This is a genomic window from Veillonella rodentium, assembly GCF_900187285.1.
GTDB classification, from domain to species: domain Bacteria; phylum Bacillota; class Negativicutes; order Veillonellales; family Veillonellaceae; genus Veillonella; species Veillonella rodentium.
The window spans coordinates 1,541,707-1,557,500 of the sequence record NZ_LT906470.1; the positions used below are offsets into that span (position 1 = coordinate 1,541,707).

Annotated in this window: 9 protein-coding genes, 3 tRNA genes, 1 rRNA gene and 1 riboswitch (1 of these 14 running past the window's edge); of the genes, 1 reads left to right on the forward strand and 12 read right to left on the reverse strand. The window is 43.9% G+C overall.

Features of this window, described 5'->3' with window-relative positions:
- Nucleotides 1-42 precede the first annotated feature (42 nt).
- The 9 genes from mazG to CKV62_RS07110 all read right to left on the reverse strand — a co-directional run bounded on the left by mazG (nt 43) and on the right by CKV62_RS07110 (nt 13,541).
- Nucleotides 43-855 (reverse strand): nucleoside triphosphate pyrophosphohydrolase, encoded by an 813-nt coding sequence (gene mazG, locus CKV62_RS07070; RefSeq protein ID WP_095066331.1) that lies wholly within the window; start codon nt 853-855, stop codon nt 43-45.
- Complete coding sequence (locus CKV62_RS07075) at nt 839-2,446, reverse strand: putative polysaccharide biosynthesis protein (RefSeq protein WP_095066332.1); 1,608 nt, start codon at nt 2,444-2,446, stop codon at nt 839-841. Before CKV62_RS07075 ends, mazG begins: the two co-directional genes overlap by 17 nt.
- Nucleotides 2,443-5,739 (reverse strand): transcription-repair coupling factor, encoded by a 3,297-nt coding sequence (mfd, locus tag CKV62_RS07080; protein WP_095066333.1) that lies wholly within the window; start codon nt 5,737-5,739, stop codon nt 2,443-2,445. Before mfd ends, CKV62_RS07075 begins: the two co-directional genes overlap by 4 nt.
- Before the next feature lie 156 nt (nt 5,740-5,895).
- Nucleotides 5,896-5,980 (reverse strand) — tRNA-Leu (locus tag CKV62_RS07085).
- A gap of 460 nt (nt 5,981-6,440) precedes the next feature.
- Nucleotides 6,441-6,611, reverse strand: a riboswitch (cobalamin riboswitch).
- A 137-nt stretch (nt 6,612-6,748) separates the two neighbouring features.
- Nucleotides 6,749-7,867, reverse strand: coding sequence for an ABC transporter permease (locus tag CKV62_RS07090; RefSeq protein WP_231968310.1), 1,119 nt, complete (start codon nt 7,865-7,867; stop codon nt 6,749-6,751).
- Nucleotides 7,864-8,976: an ABC transporter permease gene (locus CKV62_RS07095; RefSeq protein ID WP_095066335.1), complete on the reverse strand. Its 1,113-nt coding sequence runs from the start codon at nt 8,974-8,976 to the stop codon at nt 7,864-7,866. The genes CKV62_RS07090 and CKV62_RS07095 overlap by 4 nt, the downstream gene beginning before the upstream one ends.
- Nucleotides 8,973-10,772 (reverse strand): ATP-binding cassette domain-containing protein, encoded by a 1,800-nt coding sequence (locus CKV62_RS07100; RefSeq protein WP_095066336.1) that lies wholly within the window; start codon nt 10,770-10,772, stop codon nt 8,973-8,975. Before CKV62_RS07100 ends, CKV62_RS07095 begins: the two co-directional genes overlap by 4 nt.
- A gap of 9 nt (nt 10,773-10,781) precedes the next feature.
- Nucleotides 10,782-11,822 (reverse strand): HlyD family secretion protein, encoded by a 1,041-nt coding sequence (locus tag CKV62_RS07105; protein ID WP_095066720.1) that lies wholly within the window; start codon nt 11,820-11,822, stop codon nt 10,782-10,784.
- Nucleotides 11,823-11,843: 21 nt separating this feature from the next.
- A complete protein-coding gene (locus CKV62_RS07110) occupies nt 11,844-13,541 on the reverse strand; it encodes an efflux transporter outer membrane subunit (RefSeq protein ID WP_095066337.1) in 1,698 nt (565 codons plus the stop codon).
- 168 nt (nt 13,542-13,709) lie between these two features.
- On the opposite strand from CKV62_RS07110, the gene CKV62_RS07115 reads away from it, so the two are divergent.
- Entirely contained in the window at nt 13,710-13,988 is a 279-nt protein-coding gene (locus CKV62_RS07115) for a helix-turn-helix transcriptional regulator (protein WP_095066338.1), read from the forward strand.
- 304 nt (nt 13,989-14,292) lie between these two features.
- On the opposite strand, the gene CKV62_RS07120 is transcribed toward CKV62_RS07115, so the two are convergent.
- The 3 genes from CKV62_RS07120 to rrf form a co-directional block, all read right to left on the reverse strand.
- Nucleotides 14,293-14,369, reverse strand: a tRNA-Arg gene (locus tag CKV62_RS07120).
- A gap of 100 nt (nt 14,370-14,469) precedes the next feature.
- Nucleotides 14,470-14,545 (reverse strand) — tRNA-Trp (locus CKV62_RS07125).
- A gap of 1,147 nt (nt 14,546-15,692) precedes the next feature.
- Nucleotides 15,693-15,794, reverse strand: a 5S ribosomal RNA gene (gene rrf / locus CKV62_RS07130); it runs 15 nt beyond the window's last position.

A 15,794-nucleotide genomic window follows, 5' to 3' on the forward strand; every position in this document is an offset into this window, starting at 1 on the left:
TCCTTAAAAATACAATACCCGAGATGTCAAAATACCTCCAGGTTACTTTTCCTGCACCTTAGCCTCCTCCCAAAAAGCATCCAGCTCAGCTAATGAAAAGTCTTCCCATGAGCGATCGCTTTGGTTAACACAAGCCTCTACATGTGAAAAACGCTGTCGGAACTTAGTGTTTGTGCGATTCAGTGCATTTTCACCGCTTATTTTATACCATCTAAATAAATTAATCAAGGAAAAAAGCACATCTCCCGCCTCTTTTTCCATATTTTCACTATCTTTTTCGCCTACGGCTTCCTTAAATTCAGCCATTTCCTCGTCTACTTTCGCCCAGACAGGATCAAGCTCATCCCAGTCAAAGCCTAGCTTTCCGGCCTTTTCCTGTAATTTCTGAGCGACCACTAAAGCGGGTAAACTTTTAGAAACGCCGTCTAATACAGAATTTTGTATATTTTTCTTTTCTTGTGCCTTTAATTCATCCCAACTATATGATTTTTCATCATTTCCGGGATTGAAAATATGCGGATGACGGCGAATCATCTTGGCGGTCACATCATCAATGACATCTTGCAGCGTAAAATGTCCCGCATCTTCCGCCAACTGACTGTGAAACACGACCTGTAGTAATACATCGCCTAATTCTTCCCGTAAATTGAGCATATCCTTATTATCAATCGCATCCACCACCTCATAGGTCTCCTCGATAAAGTAGCGCCGCAGCGACTCGTGAGTCTGCTTTCTGTCCCATGGACAGCCATCGGGAGCACGCAATGCTTTCACTACATCAACAAGCGGTTTAATCGATACCTTTTCTGTAGATTCATCATGAATCAAACCGGACTGATCAATATTGTTGTTCATATAGTTTCGCCTCCTCTCTGTTTCGGCGAGCCTGTAAGCGTTTACCGATGATCGGGAAATAATAGATATCGTCCTTCACAATCGCCTTGGTAAGCCATAAGGATAAGCAGTAAACGAAAATAGCCACCAGTATAGCCATCGCCACGGCTCCGCCATTATCCAACAGGTCCACCGTGCTTACATAAATCACCTGGGTTGCACCGCCCATAGCCATGGCGGATACGATGATTTTTAAGAGTTCCATTTTATTTAAAACCGCACCTACATATCGTTTTACAAAGGTATAGTTGATGAGGGCTGCAATGGCAAAGTTGAAGTTTGTAGCCCATGCGGCGCCGTTTATGCCGAGCTCGACAGTTCCCGTTAATTTATAATCTAGTACGGTTTTTGCTAAAAGTCCAATAAAAATGGCAGCCATAGGAATCATAGTTCTACCGAGCCCTTGCAGAATCCCCGCCGTCACCTGTTGCCATCCAAGGAATACGATACTCAAGCTGATGACCGCAATGACAGGTCCTGCATTAGGCGTCGCATAAATAAGCTGAGATATAGGCGTCGCCAATACACAGAGGCCCACACAGGCCGGTATGGTAAACATATTCGCAATTTTGATGGCCGAACCGGAACGCTGCACGATGCGATGCATATCCTTTTGCGCATGCGCTTCGGAAACGGCCGGCACAAGGCTTGCCGCCAAAGATGTGGTCAGAATGATCGGCAAGCCGATTAAGGACGTAGCCATTCCTGTTAAATAACCGAATTGTGTGGTCGCTTCATGCAGATAGTATCCTATATCCATCAATCGTTTCGGAACGATGAAAGTATCGATAAGGGATACCATCGGCAACATGATATTAGCCATCGATACGGGAATCGCAAGACTGAATAAACGCTTTACGACGGTCGTCGTACTTTCAGCGGAAACCTGCGGATTCTGATGCATCAACATTTGTTGACGCACATGACGTTGGCGATAGTAAAAATAAATCAGCACCAACAGCCCCGCCAATACACCGGGAAACGTAGCAAACGTAGCACCTCCGGCCGCGAGATGCAAGCCGCGATCTATAAAATAATACGCCAGCCCCACCATGGAGGACACGCGGAATATCTGTTCAAAAACCTGGCTCGTACCGGTAGGGACCATATATTGAAAGCCCTGAAAATAACCTCTGAAGCAACTCAATATGGTCACCACCAAAATAGCCGGAGACAGAAGCTGAATGGCTGTCAACGCCCGAGCGTCGGTTATGATATGATAATCAACCAGCCACTGAGCGCTGCTATACAATGCGAGACTAAATACGACTCCCAGCACGGTAAGGGTCCGCAAAGATACGAAAAAAACCTTCTGAACACCGCGTATATCATCGTTGGCAAGCTTTTCGGCAATCATAATCGATATGGCCACGGGAATCCCCGATGCGGATATGCTGACGATAATCTGATAAATCGGATAGGCCATCATATAAAGACCTATCCCCTCACCGCCCAGAATGCGGGCGATCAGGACCTTGCTGAAAGCGCCGATAATCTTGACGATAATACCTGCCAAGGTCAAAATCATGGCACCTTTTAGAAATCGATTCATAGGCTCTCCTTTGTCGATGATTTCTGACTCAATGCCTCCATCACCGCTTCTGTAATCGTTAAAATAGAACCCTTCATACCGTTGAGGCTCACATACAATGTGGTCGGTTTTGTATCTACGAATTTCATTTTCTTCCATAAATCTTCACGAACAGTGCCCATATCCCAATCGGCCATTTTCGAATCATCGTACCAGTGAATAATGAGCTGTCCTTCACGGCGTACCATGCTCTTAATGCCCAATAATCGAGCCTGCTCCTTGATTTGAGCGATGCGCAACAAACGGTCCACCGGATCCGTCGGCGTTCCGAAGCGATCAATGAGTTCATCCGTCATATCATCAAGGTCTTTTTTAGACTTAATGCGCAATAATCGTTGATATACGGAGATTTTTCGGGCACTGTCCTTGATATAGGCATCGTCGATAAAGGCATCCACCTCTAAATCGATGGCGGGATCAACGGCAGTCTCCCGTTCCACCTCTTTATTTTGAGCCTTTGCAATGGCCTCTTCCAGCATCGTTACATACATACCGAAGCCGACGGATGCGATGTTGCCATGTTGTTGCGAGCCCAACAAATTACCTGCTCCACGGATTTCAAGATCGCGCATGGCGAGCTTAAAACCTGCTCCGAGTTCCGTAAATTCCTCGATGGCTTTCAAGCGCTTCTCCGCCGCCTCGGATAACATCTTATCCGGACGATACATGAAATACGCATAAGCCCTGCGGCGCGAGCGCCCCACACGGCCGCGCATCTGATATAGCTGAGACAATCCCAATCGGTCCGCATCATAAATAATAATCGTATTTGCATTCGGAATATCCAATCCCGTTTCAATGATACTCGTCGATACGAGCACATCATAGTGACCTTCATAAAAGTCGGTCATAATCTCTTCGATTTGACGCCCCGTCATCTGACCGTGAGCAATAGCATACCGTAGCCCCGGCAATGCATCTGCCAGAAGTTCCCCCATATGTTCAATAGAGGCAACGCGGTTATATACGAAATACACCTGTCCCCCTCGGGATAACTCCCGCTTGATCGCATCAGCGATGAGATTCATATCGTATTCAACCACATAGGTCTGAACCGGTAGACGCTCTTCAGGCGGCGTATTAATGACGGACATCTCCCGCACCCCTACGAGTGACATATGTAATGTTCTAGGAATCGGAGTGGCACTCAAGGTGAGTACATCGATATTATGCGCCCATTCTTTCCACTTTTCCTTCTGTGCTACACCGAATCGCTGCTCCTCATCGACGACGAGCATACCTAAATCTTTAAACTTTACCTTTTTATTGAGCAATGAATGCGTACCGATCAATACATCTACAGAGCCGTCCTCAACGCCCTTGAGAATCTGCTTTTTCTCGGCTGTACTGCGGAATCGATTCAATACGTCCACCTTAACTCCGAACGAAGAGAATCGGTCCACAAAGGTCTGATAATGTTGTTGAGCCAATACGGTGGTCGGCACGAGCACGGCCACCTGCTTACCGCTCATAACGGCTTTAAAGATGGCTCGCATAGCCACCTCGGTTTTACCGAAGCCTACATCCCCCGCCAGAAGTCTGTCCATAGGCACCGGGCGTTCCATCGACTCCTTGATTTCCGCCGTCGCCTGCAGTTGATCCGCCGTTTCTTCATAAGGAAATGCATCTTCAAATTCTTGTTGCCACGGTTGATCAGGAAGAAACGCGAACCCTTCGGTTATCTCACGCTGTGCATATAATTCCACCAATTTCTCCGCCAAGTCATCGATGGACTTTTTCGCCTTCGTAACGACCTTATTCCAGTCACCGCCGCCCATCTTATGGATACGAGGCACATCACCTTCATTGCCGATATACTTTTGCAACTGATCCAGATGATTGGCCGGCAAAAACAATTTATCCGTACCGGCATAGGCGATTTCAATATAATCACGATGAATACCTTCGGTTTCAATCGTCTTAAGTCCGATGTACTTGCCGATACCGTGAACACTGTGAACTACATAATCACCGACAGTCAGATCCGTAAAATAATTGATTTCCTGACCTTTCTTCGGCTTGTTTCTCAATTTGCGCTTCTGCTGTCCGTAAATATTGCCCTCTACAACAACCACAATGTGGCTGTTCGGCAATTCAAAACCATCTGTTAAAAGGCCTTGTAAAATAACGACAGTATCGGGTTTAGAAATCCAGGTATCACTATGAATAAAAGGAATATTTTCCTGCTCCAGAGCCCGCTCAATGCCCTTTCTGCGCTGCTGGTTATTAAGGACTAGCACCACTTGATGATGTCGGCGATGCCACTGCTCAATTTCATCCGTCAACAGCGGAATCTGACGCTCAAAACTGGTCATCGTCTTGCCTTGAATACCGATTGCGGTAAATCCGCCAAGGCCGATGGAACGCTGCTGCATAAATGTGAAAGCAATCTGTGTCCGCGCATCTGCGGTTCTCTGCAAGGCGCTCCAGTCACAGTGCATTTTCCGATGAGTCGGATCCTCCTTGAGGAACTTTTTCAATGCCTCTTGAATCCGTCCCGGTTCATCGTAAATAAGAGTTCCCTCTTTTACATAGGATAAAAGCGTACTTTCAGCATCATCATTACCTAAGAAGAAAGGCGTCACCGTATAGGACTCGATTTGCTCGACGGAGCGCTGACTTTCAACGGAGAAAAAACGCAATGTATCGATTTCATCACCGAAGAACTCAATACGAATAGGGTCATCACTATTTACGGGATAAATATCCAATATATCGCCGCGCACGGCAAAATGACCACGCTGTTCTGCCTGGTCCACTCGTTCATATCCAATTGTCACCAACTGTTCCAGTACGGTATTTCGATCAATCACATCACTCAAACCGAAGTGAAGAGATTGGCCTTTCAAATATTGGGGTGACACCACATATTGGGTGACCTCTTCCGCATTGGCCAGCACCACTACCGGTTCCTGCCACGCTAACAGGCTCAAGGCCCGCATCTGCGCCCCCTGGTCCTCCAGGCTGCGTGCAACGGTGGTAAAATCAACATGATCCGTTACAGGAAATGATAACACCGGAACATTCGGCCAGAAAAAGGCTAAATCCCGTTCCCACATCTCCTTATGTTCCTTATCATGAACCACTATGACGAACGGCTTGGTGGGCCCGTCTGCGAAAGCCCGGCTCAACAAGAAACTCTTTTGAGAGCCGCTGAGCCCATATATAACTGATTTTCCTTTATTTTGAAATGCATTTAGCCCATCCGCAAAGGATGGGTTCTGTGAAAGCAGTTCTGTAAATGTATTATCCATACTGCACCATATTGTATTAATTTAAATCTTTTGACTCATTAATTATAACATATCATGGATTACCCATGTCCCAAAACGATTGAGCCTCACAAGACGATTGAGGCTCAAATTATTTTTGGCAAAAAAAATAGCACCTACCAGGTGCAATAATAAAGTTGGTGCGGGAGAAGGGACTTGAACCCCCACGCCGTAAGGCGCCAGATCCTAAGTCTGGTGCGTCTGCCAATTCCGCCACTCCCGCGTACCGACTGAAATTATAATATCACGTATATACAGCACCGTCAATTACTTTTTTATAATTTTTCAAAATCGTTAATAACAAATCCATGCTATAGAAATATATGGTACTCATCGTGAAAATTTACAATAGCAAAAACATATATTGTTAAAACTATATTCGACTAAATATAATCTCCCGGACTATAGAAAAAGAGACTGTCCCGGAATCTGTAAATTACAAAATCCCGGGACAGCCTCTTTTTTAGGATGATGATGAATAAATGCATGCCCTACATTTACCACAAAATATATTAACAGCCACAAACAAAAATGCCGTGGTGATAATACCGAATTTCATAAATCACCACGACCGCACGACAAAAGCAAAAGCTTTCGACTCTGATCAACAGACTAAAAAAATCCTTTTTACGGGTACGCAAAAAGGAGATTCAAACTTCTCCTCCCTATCGCTCGTAGGTCAAATGGTGAATGTTGAATAGGCAGTTCTCCTGACTCGGCGTCAACGCTCATCCGGCCTTCCCAGTTTCCCAGTGACTTAATCGGATTCGCTCAACCATACAGTGGCGGGACCGTGCCGGCCTTTAACCGGCTTCTCTATTATGCTTTTCAGCACCTATTCCCAAATATGTTCTTTTGTATGCTTTTATTCTAACAGTCCCTATTCATTTCGTCAATACAGCAGTAGCATATTTATTAATAAAAAAATGCTATATAGGTCTGCCGTATTGTTATAACAGAAATGAACAGTTCAACCATCCAGAAAATATGCTTATCCCACTCGATTTCTAAACAGCCAGCCCGCTATGGACATGGTTATAATGGTCAGGATAATCATAGGAATAAAATTGAACCATATATCAACAAAACCTGCCCCTTCCAAATAAATCCGCCGTATCGCTTCAATAGAAAAGCGCATAGGATTTACATATGTAATATATTGCAATAATTTCGGCATATTATGAATCGGCGTTGCCAATCCGGATAATAACGCCAAGGGCAATAAAAAAACGAAAACATATACGAGAACCTGCTGCATGTTTTTAGCAATGGCCGAAATAGATAACCCCAATCCGATACTGCTGCATATAAATGTAAATAATACGGCATAGACGAGAAAAATATTTCCTCGAAACGGAACTTGAAACCAGAACATAGCTAGTAATAGCAATACACTGCTTTGAAACAGGCCTATAAACATTGGAGGTATGGACTTTGCAATCAAAATCTGCAGGGAGGATACAGGCGTTACCAGCAGCTGGTCAAAGGTTCCCTGCTCTCGTTCTCGCGCCACCGATAAGCCGCCCAGCATGATGACTTGTGTCATGCTGACCAAGACGACGAGACCGGCTAAAAAGGTCCACGAAGACTGCTGATTTTCATTGTACCACGTACGAGATTCAATCGTGATCCCCTTATGTTCAACACCTAACGCGGTCTGATTGAATTGGGAAATAATTTGTCCCATATACGAAGCGGCAACACCTGATGTCATAGAATTTGTCCCGTTTGCAATAACCGTAATTGATGAAGGCTGTTGATGTTTTAATTTCTCTTCAAAATCCTGCGGTATAATCACCGCCATAATTACCTTATTGGAATCGATAAGCGGAGCGATTACATCGGGGGAGTCCGCAACTTTATACAAGCTAAAGATGCCCGATGAATTGATAGTTGATTCCAGGGCGGCCGACGTTTGAGTGTGACTTTCATCAACCAATACATAAGGAACCTTGTTGAGGTTATATGTCGCGGCATAACCGAAGAGGAATCCTTGAATAATAACCGGTACCAGTAAGATTATACGAGTTTTCGGATCTTTGAAAGTGGCTAATAGCTCTTTCCATATGATAGCAATGATTTGATTCCAGTACAGGCGCCAATTCATCATTTCACCTTCTTCCTCGTAATATGAATCGTCAAGAATGTAAAACAAACAGCAAAGCCAGATAAAACAGCGCTGTTCTTAATAATTAAATACCAGTTATTTCCACCCAGAAACAACGATTTCAACAGTTCCAAATAGTACGTAGAAGGTAACATTCGGGAAACATATTGAATCACCACGGGCTGGGAATGAGGATCAAACAAAAATCCCGTCAACATCAAAGCCGGTAGAAAGCTTGTAAGTGATGCCATTTGACACGCTAAAAACTGTTTTTTCGTAAGTGCGGATATAAGCAGTCCCATATTTAAGGAAACAATTAAGTACAAGGTTGACACGATGCAGATAATCCATAAGGAACCACGCATCGGCACGTCATAAAAGAAATACGATACGCCGAGACAAAACAACATGCCCGACATCGCCAATACATAATACGGTACGATCTTGGCTAAAATAATTTCAATAGGCTTAACCGGTGTAACGAATAAAGCCTCGAAAGTCCCCCGTTCCCACTCTCTGGCCATGACGACAGCCGTAAGAAATACGGATACAATCGTCATGATAATCATGATGAGCCCGGGAATTAAAAACCAGGTACTCGTATTTTCCTCATTAAACCACATGCGATGGTTCATCGTTATATATCCGCCACGCATCATAAAGGGAATATTCTTAGCTGCCCACAAATTGATGGCTGAGGTAACATAACTTTGCACGCTCATCGCTACCGAAGTATCGACACCGTAGTAGATTCCCTGTACCTTTCCTTGTCCGCGCATAACTTGAGACGAAAAATCCTGTGGAATCACCAGTATGGCATCCACCTTTCGTTTTTCCATCAACAGTTCCGCCGTATTTCTGTCTCGAACCGCTATGGGCTGAAAGTACTCGGAACCGTTTAACGAATCATACACACTCTCGGACATTGCATCCTGACGTTCCATAACCACCGCTATCGGTACATGCTTAACATCCAACGTTACCCCTGAACCGATGAGGATAATAAGGAGTATAGGTAGTACGACCCCCAACAGAATAGTGCTGGGATCGCGCAATACCTGTAAGGTTTCCTTATGTACCAATGAAGAAAACCGTTTTATAAAGCCGTTCATGCGTCCCCCTCCTGTTCCCGCTTTTTCAATATGACGGAGATAAACGCTTCATCCATAGTACAAGTCTCATCGCCGGCAGTCCGTCTGACCTCATCCGGTGTGCCCAATACAACGAGCTTACCCGCATCCTGAATCATAATGCGGTCACAATATTCCGATTCATCCATAAAATGAGTCGTAATAATAATCGTTGTTCCCCGTTTTGATAAAGAGGTAATCTGTCGCCAGAAATTACGCCGCGTAAGCGGGTCAATGCCGCTTGTAGGTTCGTCCAAGAAAAGGATTTTAGGCTCATGCATCAATGCTGCCGCCATGGACAGGCGCTGTTTATAACCACCTGGCAAATCACCGGCCATCATATCTCTCACGTCGTTCAGACGAAACTCCTTGATAACGGCTTCTATCCGTTCAAGCTTCTTCTGTCCGTGAAGACCGTATACACCGGCAAAAAATTTTAGATTTTCCATAACAGACAGATTACCGTACAAAGAAAACTTTTGCGCTACATATCCGAAATTGCTTCTTGCCGCCGTACGGGATTTAACGACATCAATGCCGGCCACGCGCAAATTCCCGCTCGTTACGGGCAACAATCCGCATAACATACGGAATGTCGTCGTCTTTCCCGCTCCGTTAGGGCCCAGCAGACCGAATACCTCTCCGCGCTGCACCGTAAACGAGGTATTGGCAACCGCCGTAAAATCATCGAATTTTCTTACCAAATGGGATACGGAAATTTCTATATGCCGCTCGGCCATTTCATTTGGGCTCAATAAATGATTTCGTTCTTTTTCTATCGCACTTTCATCTATGTCCATATTTAAGCGACCTAAAAACTCACCCCCTTGCCCGGAGGCAAACTCATCCTCTTTTAACAGCATCATAAAGGTATCTTCCAAACGGCTTTGAACAGGCTGTTCCTCCATACCGTACTCGCTAAGCCAAGGAATCGAAGGCATTTCTTTCGTTTTTATGTACCGCACGGCACCGGCCTCCGGAACGGCATCCGTCACGCATTGCGTATCATCCATCAATGCGGCCTGCACATTTCTCATGCTCAATGTTTTCGGAATCTTTACCTGAAAGCATCGTCCCTCAGACATTTTAGTTAATTCATGCGGCGTACCCGTTGCCAAAAAACGCCCCTTATTGAGGACAAAAACATCTTTACAACGTTCCGCCTCGTCCATGTACGCAGTAGTGACAAGTACGCTGATTCCATCTGTACGTACTAACGACTCTAAAATCTCCCATAAATCACGTCTTGAAAATGGGTCAACCCCTACCGTAGGCTCATCAAGCAGCAATAGCTCCGGAGATCGTACCAGTGTACAGGCCAGACTGAGTTTTTGCTTCATACCGCCCGATAATTTACCGGCGGGACGCTTAGTAAATTTTGATAGCCCCGTCATATGCAGTAAGTTTTCGAACCGTTCCGTTCTCACCCTCGGAGGGATACCATGTAAATCCGCATACAGATTCATGTTTTCACTGACCGATAATTCCTCATAAAGGCCGAATTTCTGAGGCATATAACTCAGTCTGTCTTGAACTTTCTGCGAATATGCTTTCACGTCCATTCCGAGAACATCTAAAGAGCCGGACGTGGAGTCCAATAAACCGGCTATCAACCGGATAAGCGTTGTTTTTCCCGCACCATCCGGTCCCACTAATGCAGTTAAACAACCTTTCCGAATTTTAAAATCCAGATGGTCCAATGCTATTTTAGGAGCAGCTCCGACAATAGGAAATTCTTTATATAATTGTGACGCTTCGATTGCATATACATCATTCACCGCACACCTCTATATATCAATGGAAACAGTGGCAGGCATTCCTAAACGGAGACGATTATCAGGATCATCCACATATACCCGCACTTCATACACAAGTGTAGTACGCACATCCTCCGTTTCTACCGATTTAGGTGTAAATTCCGCTACGGAGGATATATATCCGATTGTGCCGTGAATCGGTTCATTCTTATTGGTATCCGTCGTCACATTCGCATCCATACCGTTATAAATCTTCCCTAAATCCCGTTCGTTCACATATACACGGACCCATTTCTTAGTATTCTCAGCCAATTTAAATACAGGTGTATTCGGTGAAGCCATATCGCCGACCTGTAATAATCGGGCCGTTATAACACCGTCTACAGGAGCCGTTAATACGGTTTGGTTCAACAAGAACTCCTGACGGGCCAGTTCGCTTTTCATCGCATCCAATTGTGCCTGGGCCTGTGCTATATCTTCCTGTCTCGGTCCTGCAACAGCTAAATTATATGCTTGCTGCGCCTCATTCAATTTAGCTTCCGCCACTTTCACTTTCGCCTGTATATCATCTACGGACTGTCGACTGACGGCCTTACCATTTGAAGCATTATAGGATTTTTGCAGCTTATCGAACTCCTGCGTCGATTGAGCCAGCGAAGCCTCTGCAGATGTAACTCGTGCCGATGCCTGGGCGATTTCTTCAGGTCTGCTCCCTGCCTGCAACTTAGCCACTACCGCTTCCTGTGCTGCAATGGTATCCTTAGCTTGCCGTACAGCAAGACTCAATTCATCAGAATTTAAATAGCCCAATATCTGCCCCTTGGTTACGACCGCCCCTTCATCCACTAAAAGGCTGGAAATCCGATCACTGCCCCGGAATGCAACATTCACTTCCCGCAGATTCACATTGCCTTGCAACACAATGTGATGAGCCGCCATATACGCTTCATATTGATAATAAGCATAATAACCTGCACCGCCCAGAATAATTAGAAGAGCAATCATTATACTTATACACTTTTTTCTATTATTCGCCATCCATCGTTTAACGACATCAAATTTCTCTTTCATAATCATTCCCCTTCTCTGGCACTATTTCTTAGCATGCGAATCCGCCTCTGCCGCCTGATCGATGTCCATAGCTTCCCAACCACCGCCTAGAGACTTGAATAAACGAATGATATCGGCAAATTCCTGTCCCCGACTCATAATATATTGCCGCCTTGCAGATAATACATTTCGTCTCGCATCAAGAACACTTAAATAATCGCTAAGGCCGGAGTCAAAATTGGTTTGTGCCAGTGACTCCGCTTGTTTTGACGATTCTACGGCAGATTTTAATTCCTCGGACTTAATATAATCCTGAGATGCATCCGTCACCGCATTTCGGACCTCCCCGACAGCTTTCAAAACAGTTTCCTCATAATCAGCTAAATATTCCTGTTCCTTTTCTGTTTGTACTTTTATATTCTTCCGGATAGCTCCGGCATGAAAAATAGGCATCGTTATTGACGGTCCTATCCCTATCATCTTCCCGATGACTGAAACGAGTCCACCCGATGCAAACGACTCCAATCCTATACTGCCATTCAGTGAAAATCTAGGCTTAAGATCAGCCTTTGCTGACTTCGTTTTCTGCTGCTGTGCCGCAATACGTCGTTCAGCCGCCTGTATATCCGGTCTTTGCCGTAAAGCTTCCGCCGGTATGCCGATAAACATATGCGGATCCACCGTCGGTAACGAAGCATCATCCGTCAATAACCCATCGACTTCGCCCGGAACCGTTCCTGTCAATATAGAGATGGCGGACATTGTGGAGGCTATATTTTTCTTTAATGAAGGAATCTCCGCCTGAGTCTGAGACAATGCATATGTAGCCTGTTGTACCGGTAATTCATTTATAATGCCTGACTGATAATTTACCTTGAGCAGTTCCAACGCTTCCTGTTGCCGCTTCACATCATCTTCCGTAATGCGCAATTGCTCCTGAAAGGTTCTTAACGACATATACTGTAATGCGGTTTCCGCACTCAACGATACCCATGTGGAATATAAATCCGCCTGTGATGCCTGCAGCGAATTCGATGCAGCACGTGAATTGGCTTTCTGTCTTCCGAATATATCAATTTCCCATCGGGCATCAACTCCCAGTTTGCCCGTTTCTACAGTTCTCGTCGTCTTATCAGGTAAAGGTAAACTCTTTATTTCTTCTCGGTCCGAATCCCATTCGCCCTGCCCTCTGTTAGCAGACCATGAAGCGGAAGCATCCAGCCAGGGTAATCGTTGCGCTTCAGCAATTCCCAACTGCAACCGACCTTGTCTAACTCGAGAGCGCGCCACCTCTAGTTGCCTGTTATTTTTAAGAGTTAAATCAATTAACCGGTCCAATACGGGATCGTTAAACACCTTCCACCAGTAGGCTAATTCATCTTCACTGACCGCTTTCCCTTCCACAACCTCATACGGTGTCGGATGTTTTCCCGCTTCTTCCACCCAAGAATGCTCATTCAATTCTTTGGTTGCTTTTTGTTTTTCTGAAAGCTTCGCTTCATCAGCAGATGACTTCTTTTTTTTATCTTTTCCATCCTTGTAATACGATGCAATAACAGGACTACCTTGGTCAGAGGCCTCAACAGTGCCTTCAGTTCCATGCTGTACTATCGTTGTATACCGATTATTTTGATCTGCAGTGCCGTTCGATTGACTGAAACTGATACCCCCACCAACGCTCCAAGCCCCCAGCGCTAAACATATATAAACAGTTAAAAGTTGTTCTCTATTCATCTTCATAGCCAACCTCTTTTCATTTTCATATATATACGTATCATTATATATTCATCATATAATATAAAACCGTTATTTATTAATAATATGAAGTATCATTACAATCTAGCTTGAGTTTTATCCGACTTTCACATAAAATAAAATATATTAAAACAATTTTACTGGAGGCCCATCATGTATATCGGTGAAATCATCAGAACCTATCGCGAACAACATAATATGACGATTGAGGAGTTCGCAACCAGATCAAATCTAAGTCAAACAGAAATCAGTCAATTGGAAGAACTATTTCAAGCCGATGGAAGTACACCCCATCCTGTTGCGATGCGACAAATCAAAAATATAGCAGAAGCCATCGGACAGCCAATCCCCGTCATTATGAATCAGATTTCTTCGAATCAAGAAGTCGTCGTTAACGTAGTGGCTGAATCGGATCAACCTCACGCAAAATAATATGAGACTCTTACACCATCGGGTAGCGTAAAAGGCTCATCATTGCTTAAAAACATCTTCTATATGACAATTAATATAAACAAACTTAAATAATATGATAGTAAAAATTAAATTACATTGTAGAAATAGTACTGCGTTATATTAATAAAGTGATACAATACAGCAATAAAAAATACCATAACGATAAAAGGGACTGTCCTCAAAATGCAATTCTACTGCATTCTAAGGACAGTCCCTTAATCATATTTGAATTTTTTGGGGTTATAGGACAAAAAGAAAAACCCGCACAACATGCGGGTTAATTTGGTGACCCAGAAGGGATTCGAACCCCTGGCCTTTTGATTCGTAGTCAAACGCTCTATCCAGCTGAGCTACTGAGTCATAAATTGAGTACTCACTTATATTAACATAATGTCTGCTTTAAAGCAAGCATTTATTTAACATTTCGAGCACTTCACAGTCAAAAGGCTGAAAATAAATTTGGCAGGGGCAGTAGGACTTGAACCCACAACCAACGGTTTTGGAGACCGCTACTCTACCAATTGAGCTATACCCCTATCTCCACCAAGCCATGCTTGATACTTGATTATCATAACAAAAAACAGGGACGCTGTCAAGAAATACGCGCATTCTAAATAGTAAAATCACCGCGTCCCGGAAGGAAAAGAGCCCTAAAAAGGGCTCTTCTGTCTACCTAACTTTTACCTTTATATATACGGGAGATGGTATATATAATTAGAGAGTTTTGTATATGTATTGTTTTGTTTATACACAGGGAGAGTATTGTTGTGTATTAAGTGTTGTTTTATGTGTTGTATTGTTTTGTGTTGTTTGTATTATTTGTAAAAGGGACAGGTAAAAGTTATTAGCAGTAGACCTCCATTCCTTAGTTGACCTCAATCAACTATTGCTAGTATATAGACACTTCGTGAAAAGATAGTGAAGGTTTCATGTTCTACCAAAAATATACGGGTATTTTTTTGGACATACGAAAAATATGAAAAAGCCGGAAAACCATAGTATATTACTAAATATTAAATTATTTGTATATCATTCAAAAACATAATTCATATATATGAATTATTAAATGAAGTACCAAAATTTGTACATAATGGAGGCCTAACCGTATAGAAATACCTATGTTAACTTACCAATATAATCAGCAAATCCTTATATATAGTTTCACCCTTAGCCATAGTGGGTGTTCGTCTCTGTGGAGTTCCCTATGTAGCTTCGCTACATGGTAACTCTTGCGCGCTGAACTAAGCGACGCAGTGAATTTGTCGTCGGTTAGTTCTTATTACCTTTAGGTTCTCCTAATTGCTTCCTCACTATGGATTTTCCTTCACCGCTTTGCAGTTCAGTAAATCTTACGTTCGGAAGAAGGTGATGTGTGGGCCCCATACGTCGTTTAATCCTAATTACTTTTCGCTTGCCCTAATTGCTTCCTCACTGTGGATTTCCCTTTACTGCTTCGCAGTTTGGTAAATCTTACGTTCGGAAGAAAGTGATGCAGTGAATCTGTCGTCACGTTGTTCCTCCATCTTCTACTGCCCTACTTTTCCCACACCGTCTTATTGATTTATACAGATAGAGACTACTTGTACAGCCTTGGCTGGAGACGGCTCCAGTAAAAATTAGAATATCCTCATTAGAGCACAAAAAAGAGGGCCAACCCTTTAGGGTGACCCTCTTTTAATGCTTAATCAGCGACTTCCTATCCTCCCGGGCCGTCTCCAGCCAAGTACTTTCGGCGTTTATGAGCTTAACTACTGTGTTCGGGATGGGAACAGGTGGATCCTCATA

Coding starts and splice junctions, on each gene's coding strand:
- mazG (WP_095066331.1), bottom strand. CDS start 855: ATGAACAACAATATTGATCAGTCCGGTTTGATTCATGATGAATCTACA.
- CKV62_RS07075 (WP_095066332.1), bottom strand. CDS start 2,446: ATGAATCGATTTCTAAAAGGTGCCATGATTTTGACCTTGGCAGGTATT.
- mfd (WP_095066333.1), bottom strand. CDS start 5,739: ATGGATAATACATTTACAGAACTGCTTTCACAGAACCCATCCTTTGCG.
- CKV62_RS07090 (WP_231968310.1), bottom strand. CDS start 7,867: ATGATGAATTGGCGCCTGTACTGGAATCAAATCATTGCTATCATATGG.
- CKV62_RS07095 (WP_095066335.1), bottom strand. CDS start 8,976: ATGAACGGCTTTATAAAACGGTTTTCTTCATTGGTACATAAGGAAACC.
- CKV62_RS07105 (WP_095066720.1), bottom strand. CDS start 11,822: ATGAAAGAGAAATTTGATGTCGTTAAACGATGGATGGCGAATAATAGA.
- CKV62_RS07110 (WP_095066337.1), bottom strand. CDS start 13,541: ATGAAGATGAATAGAGAACAACTTTTAACTGTTTATATATGTTTAGCG.
- CKV62_RS07115 (WP_095066338.1), top strand. CDS start 13,710: ATGTATATCGGTGAAATCATCAGAACCTATCGCGAACAACATAATATG.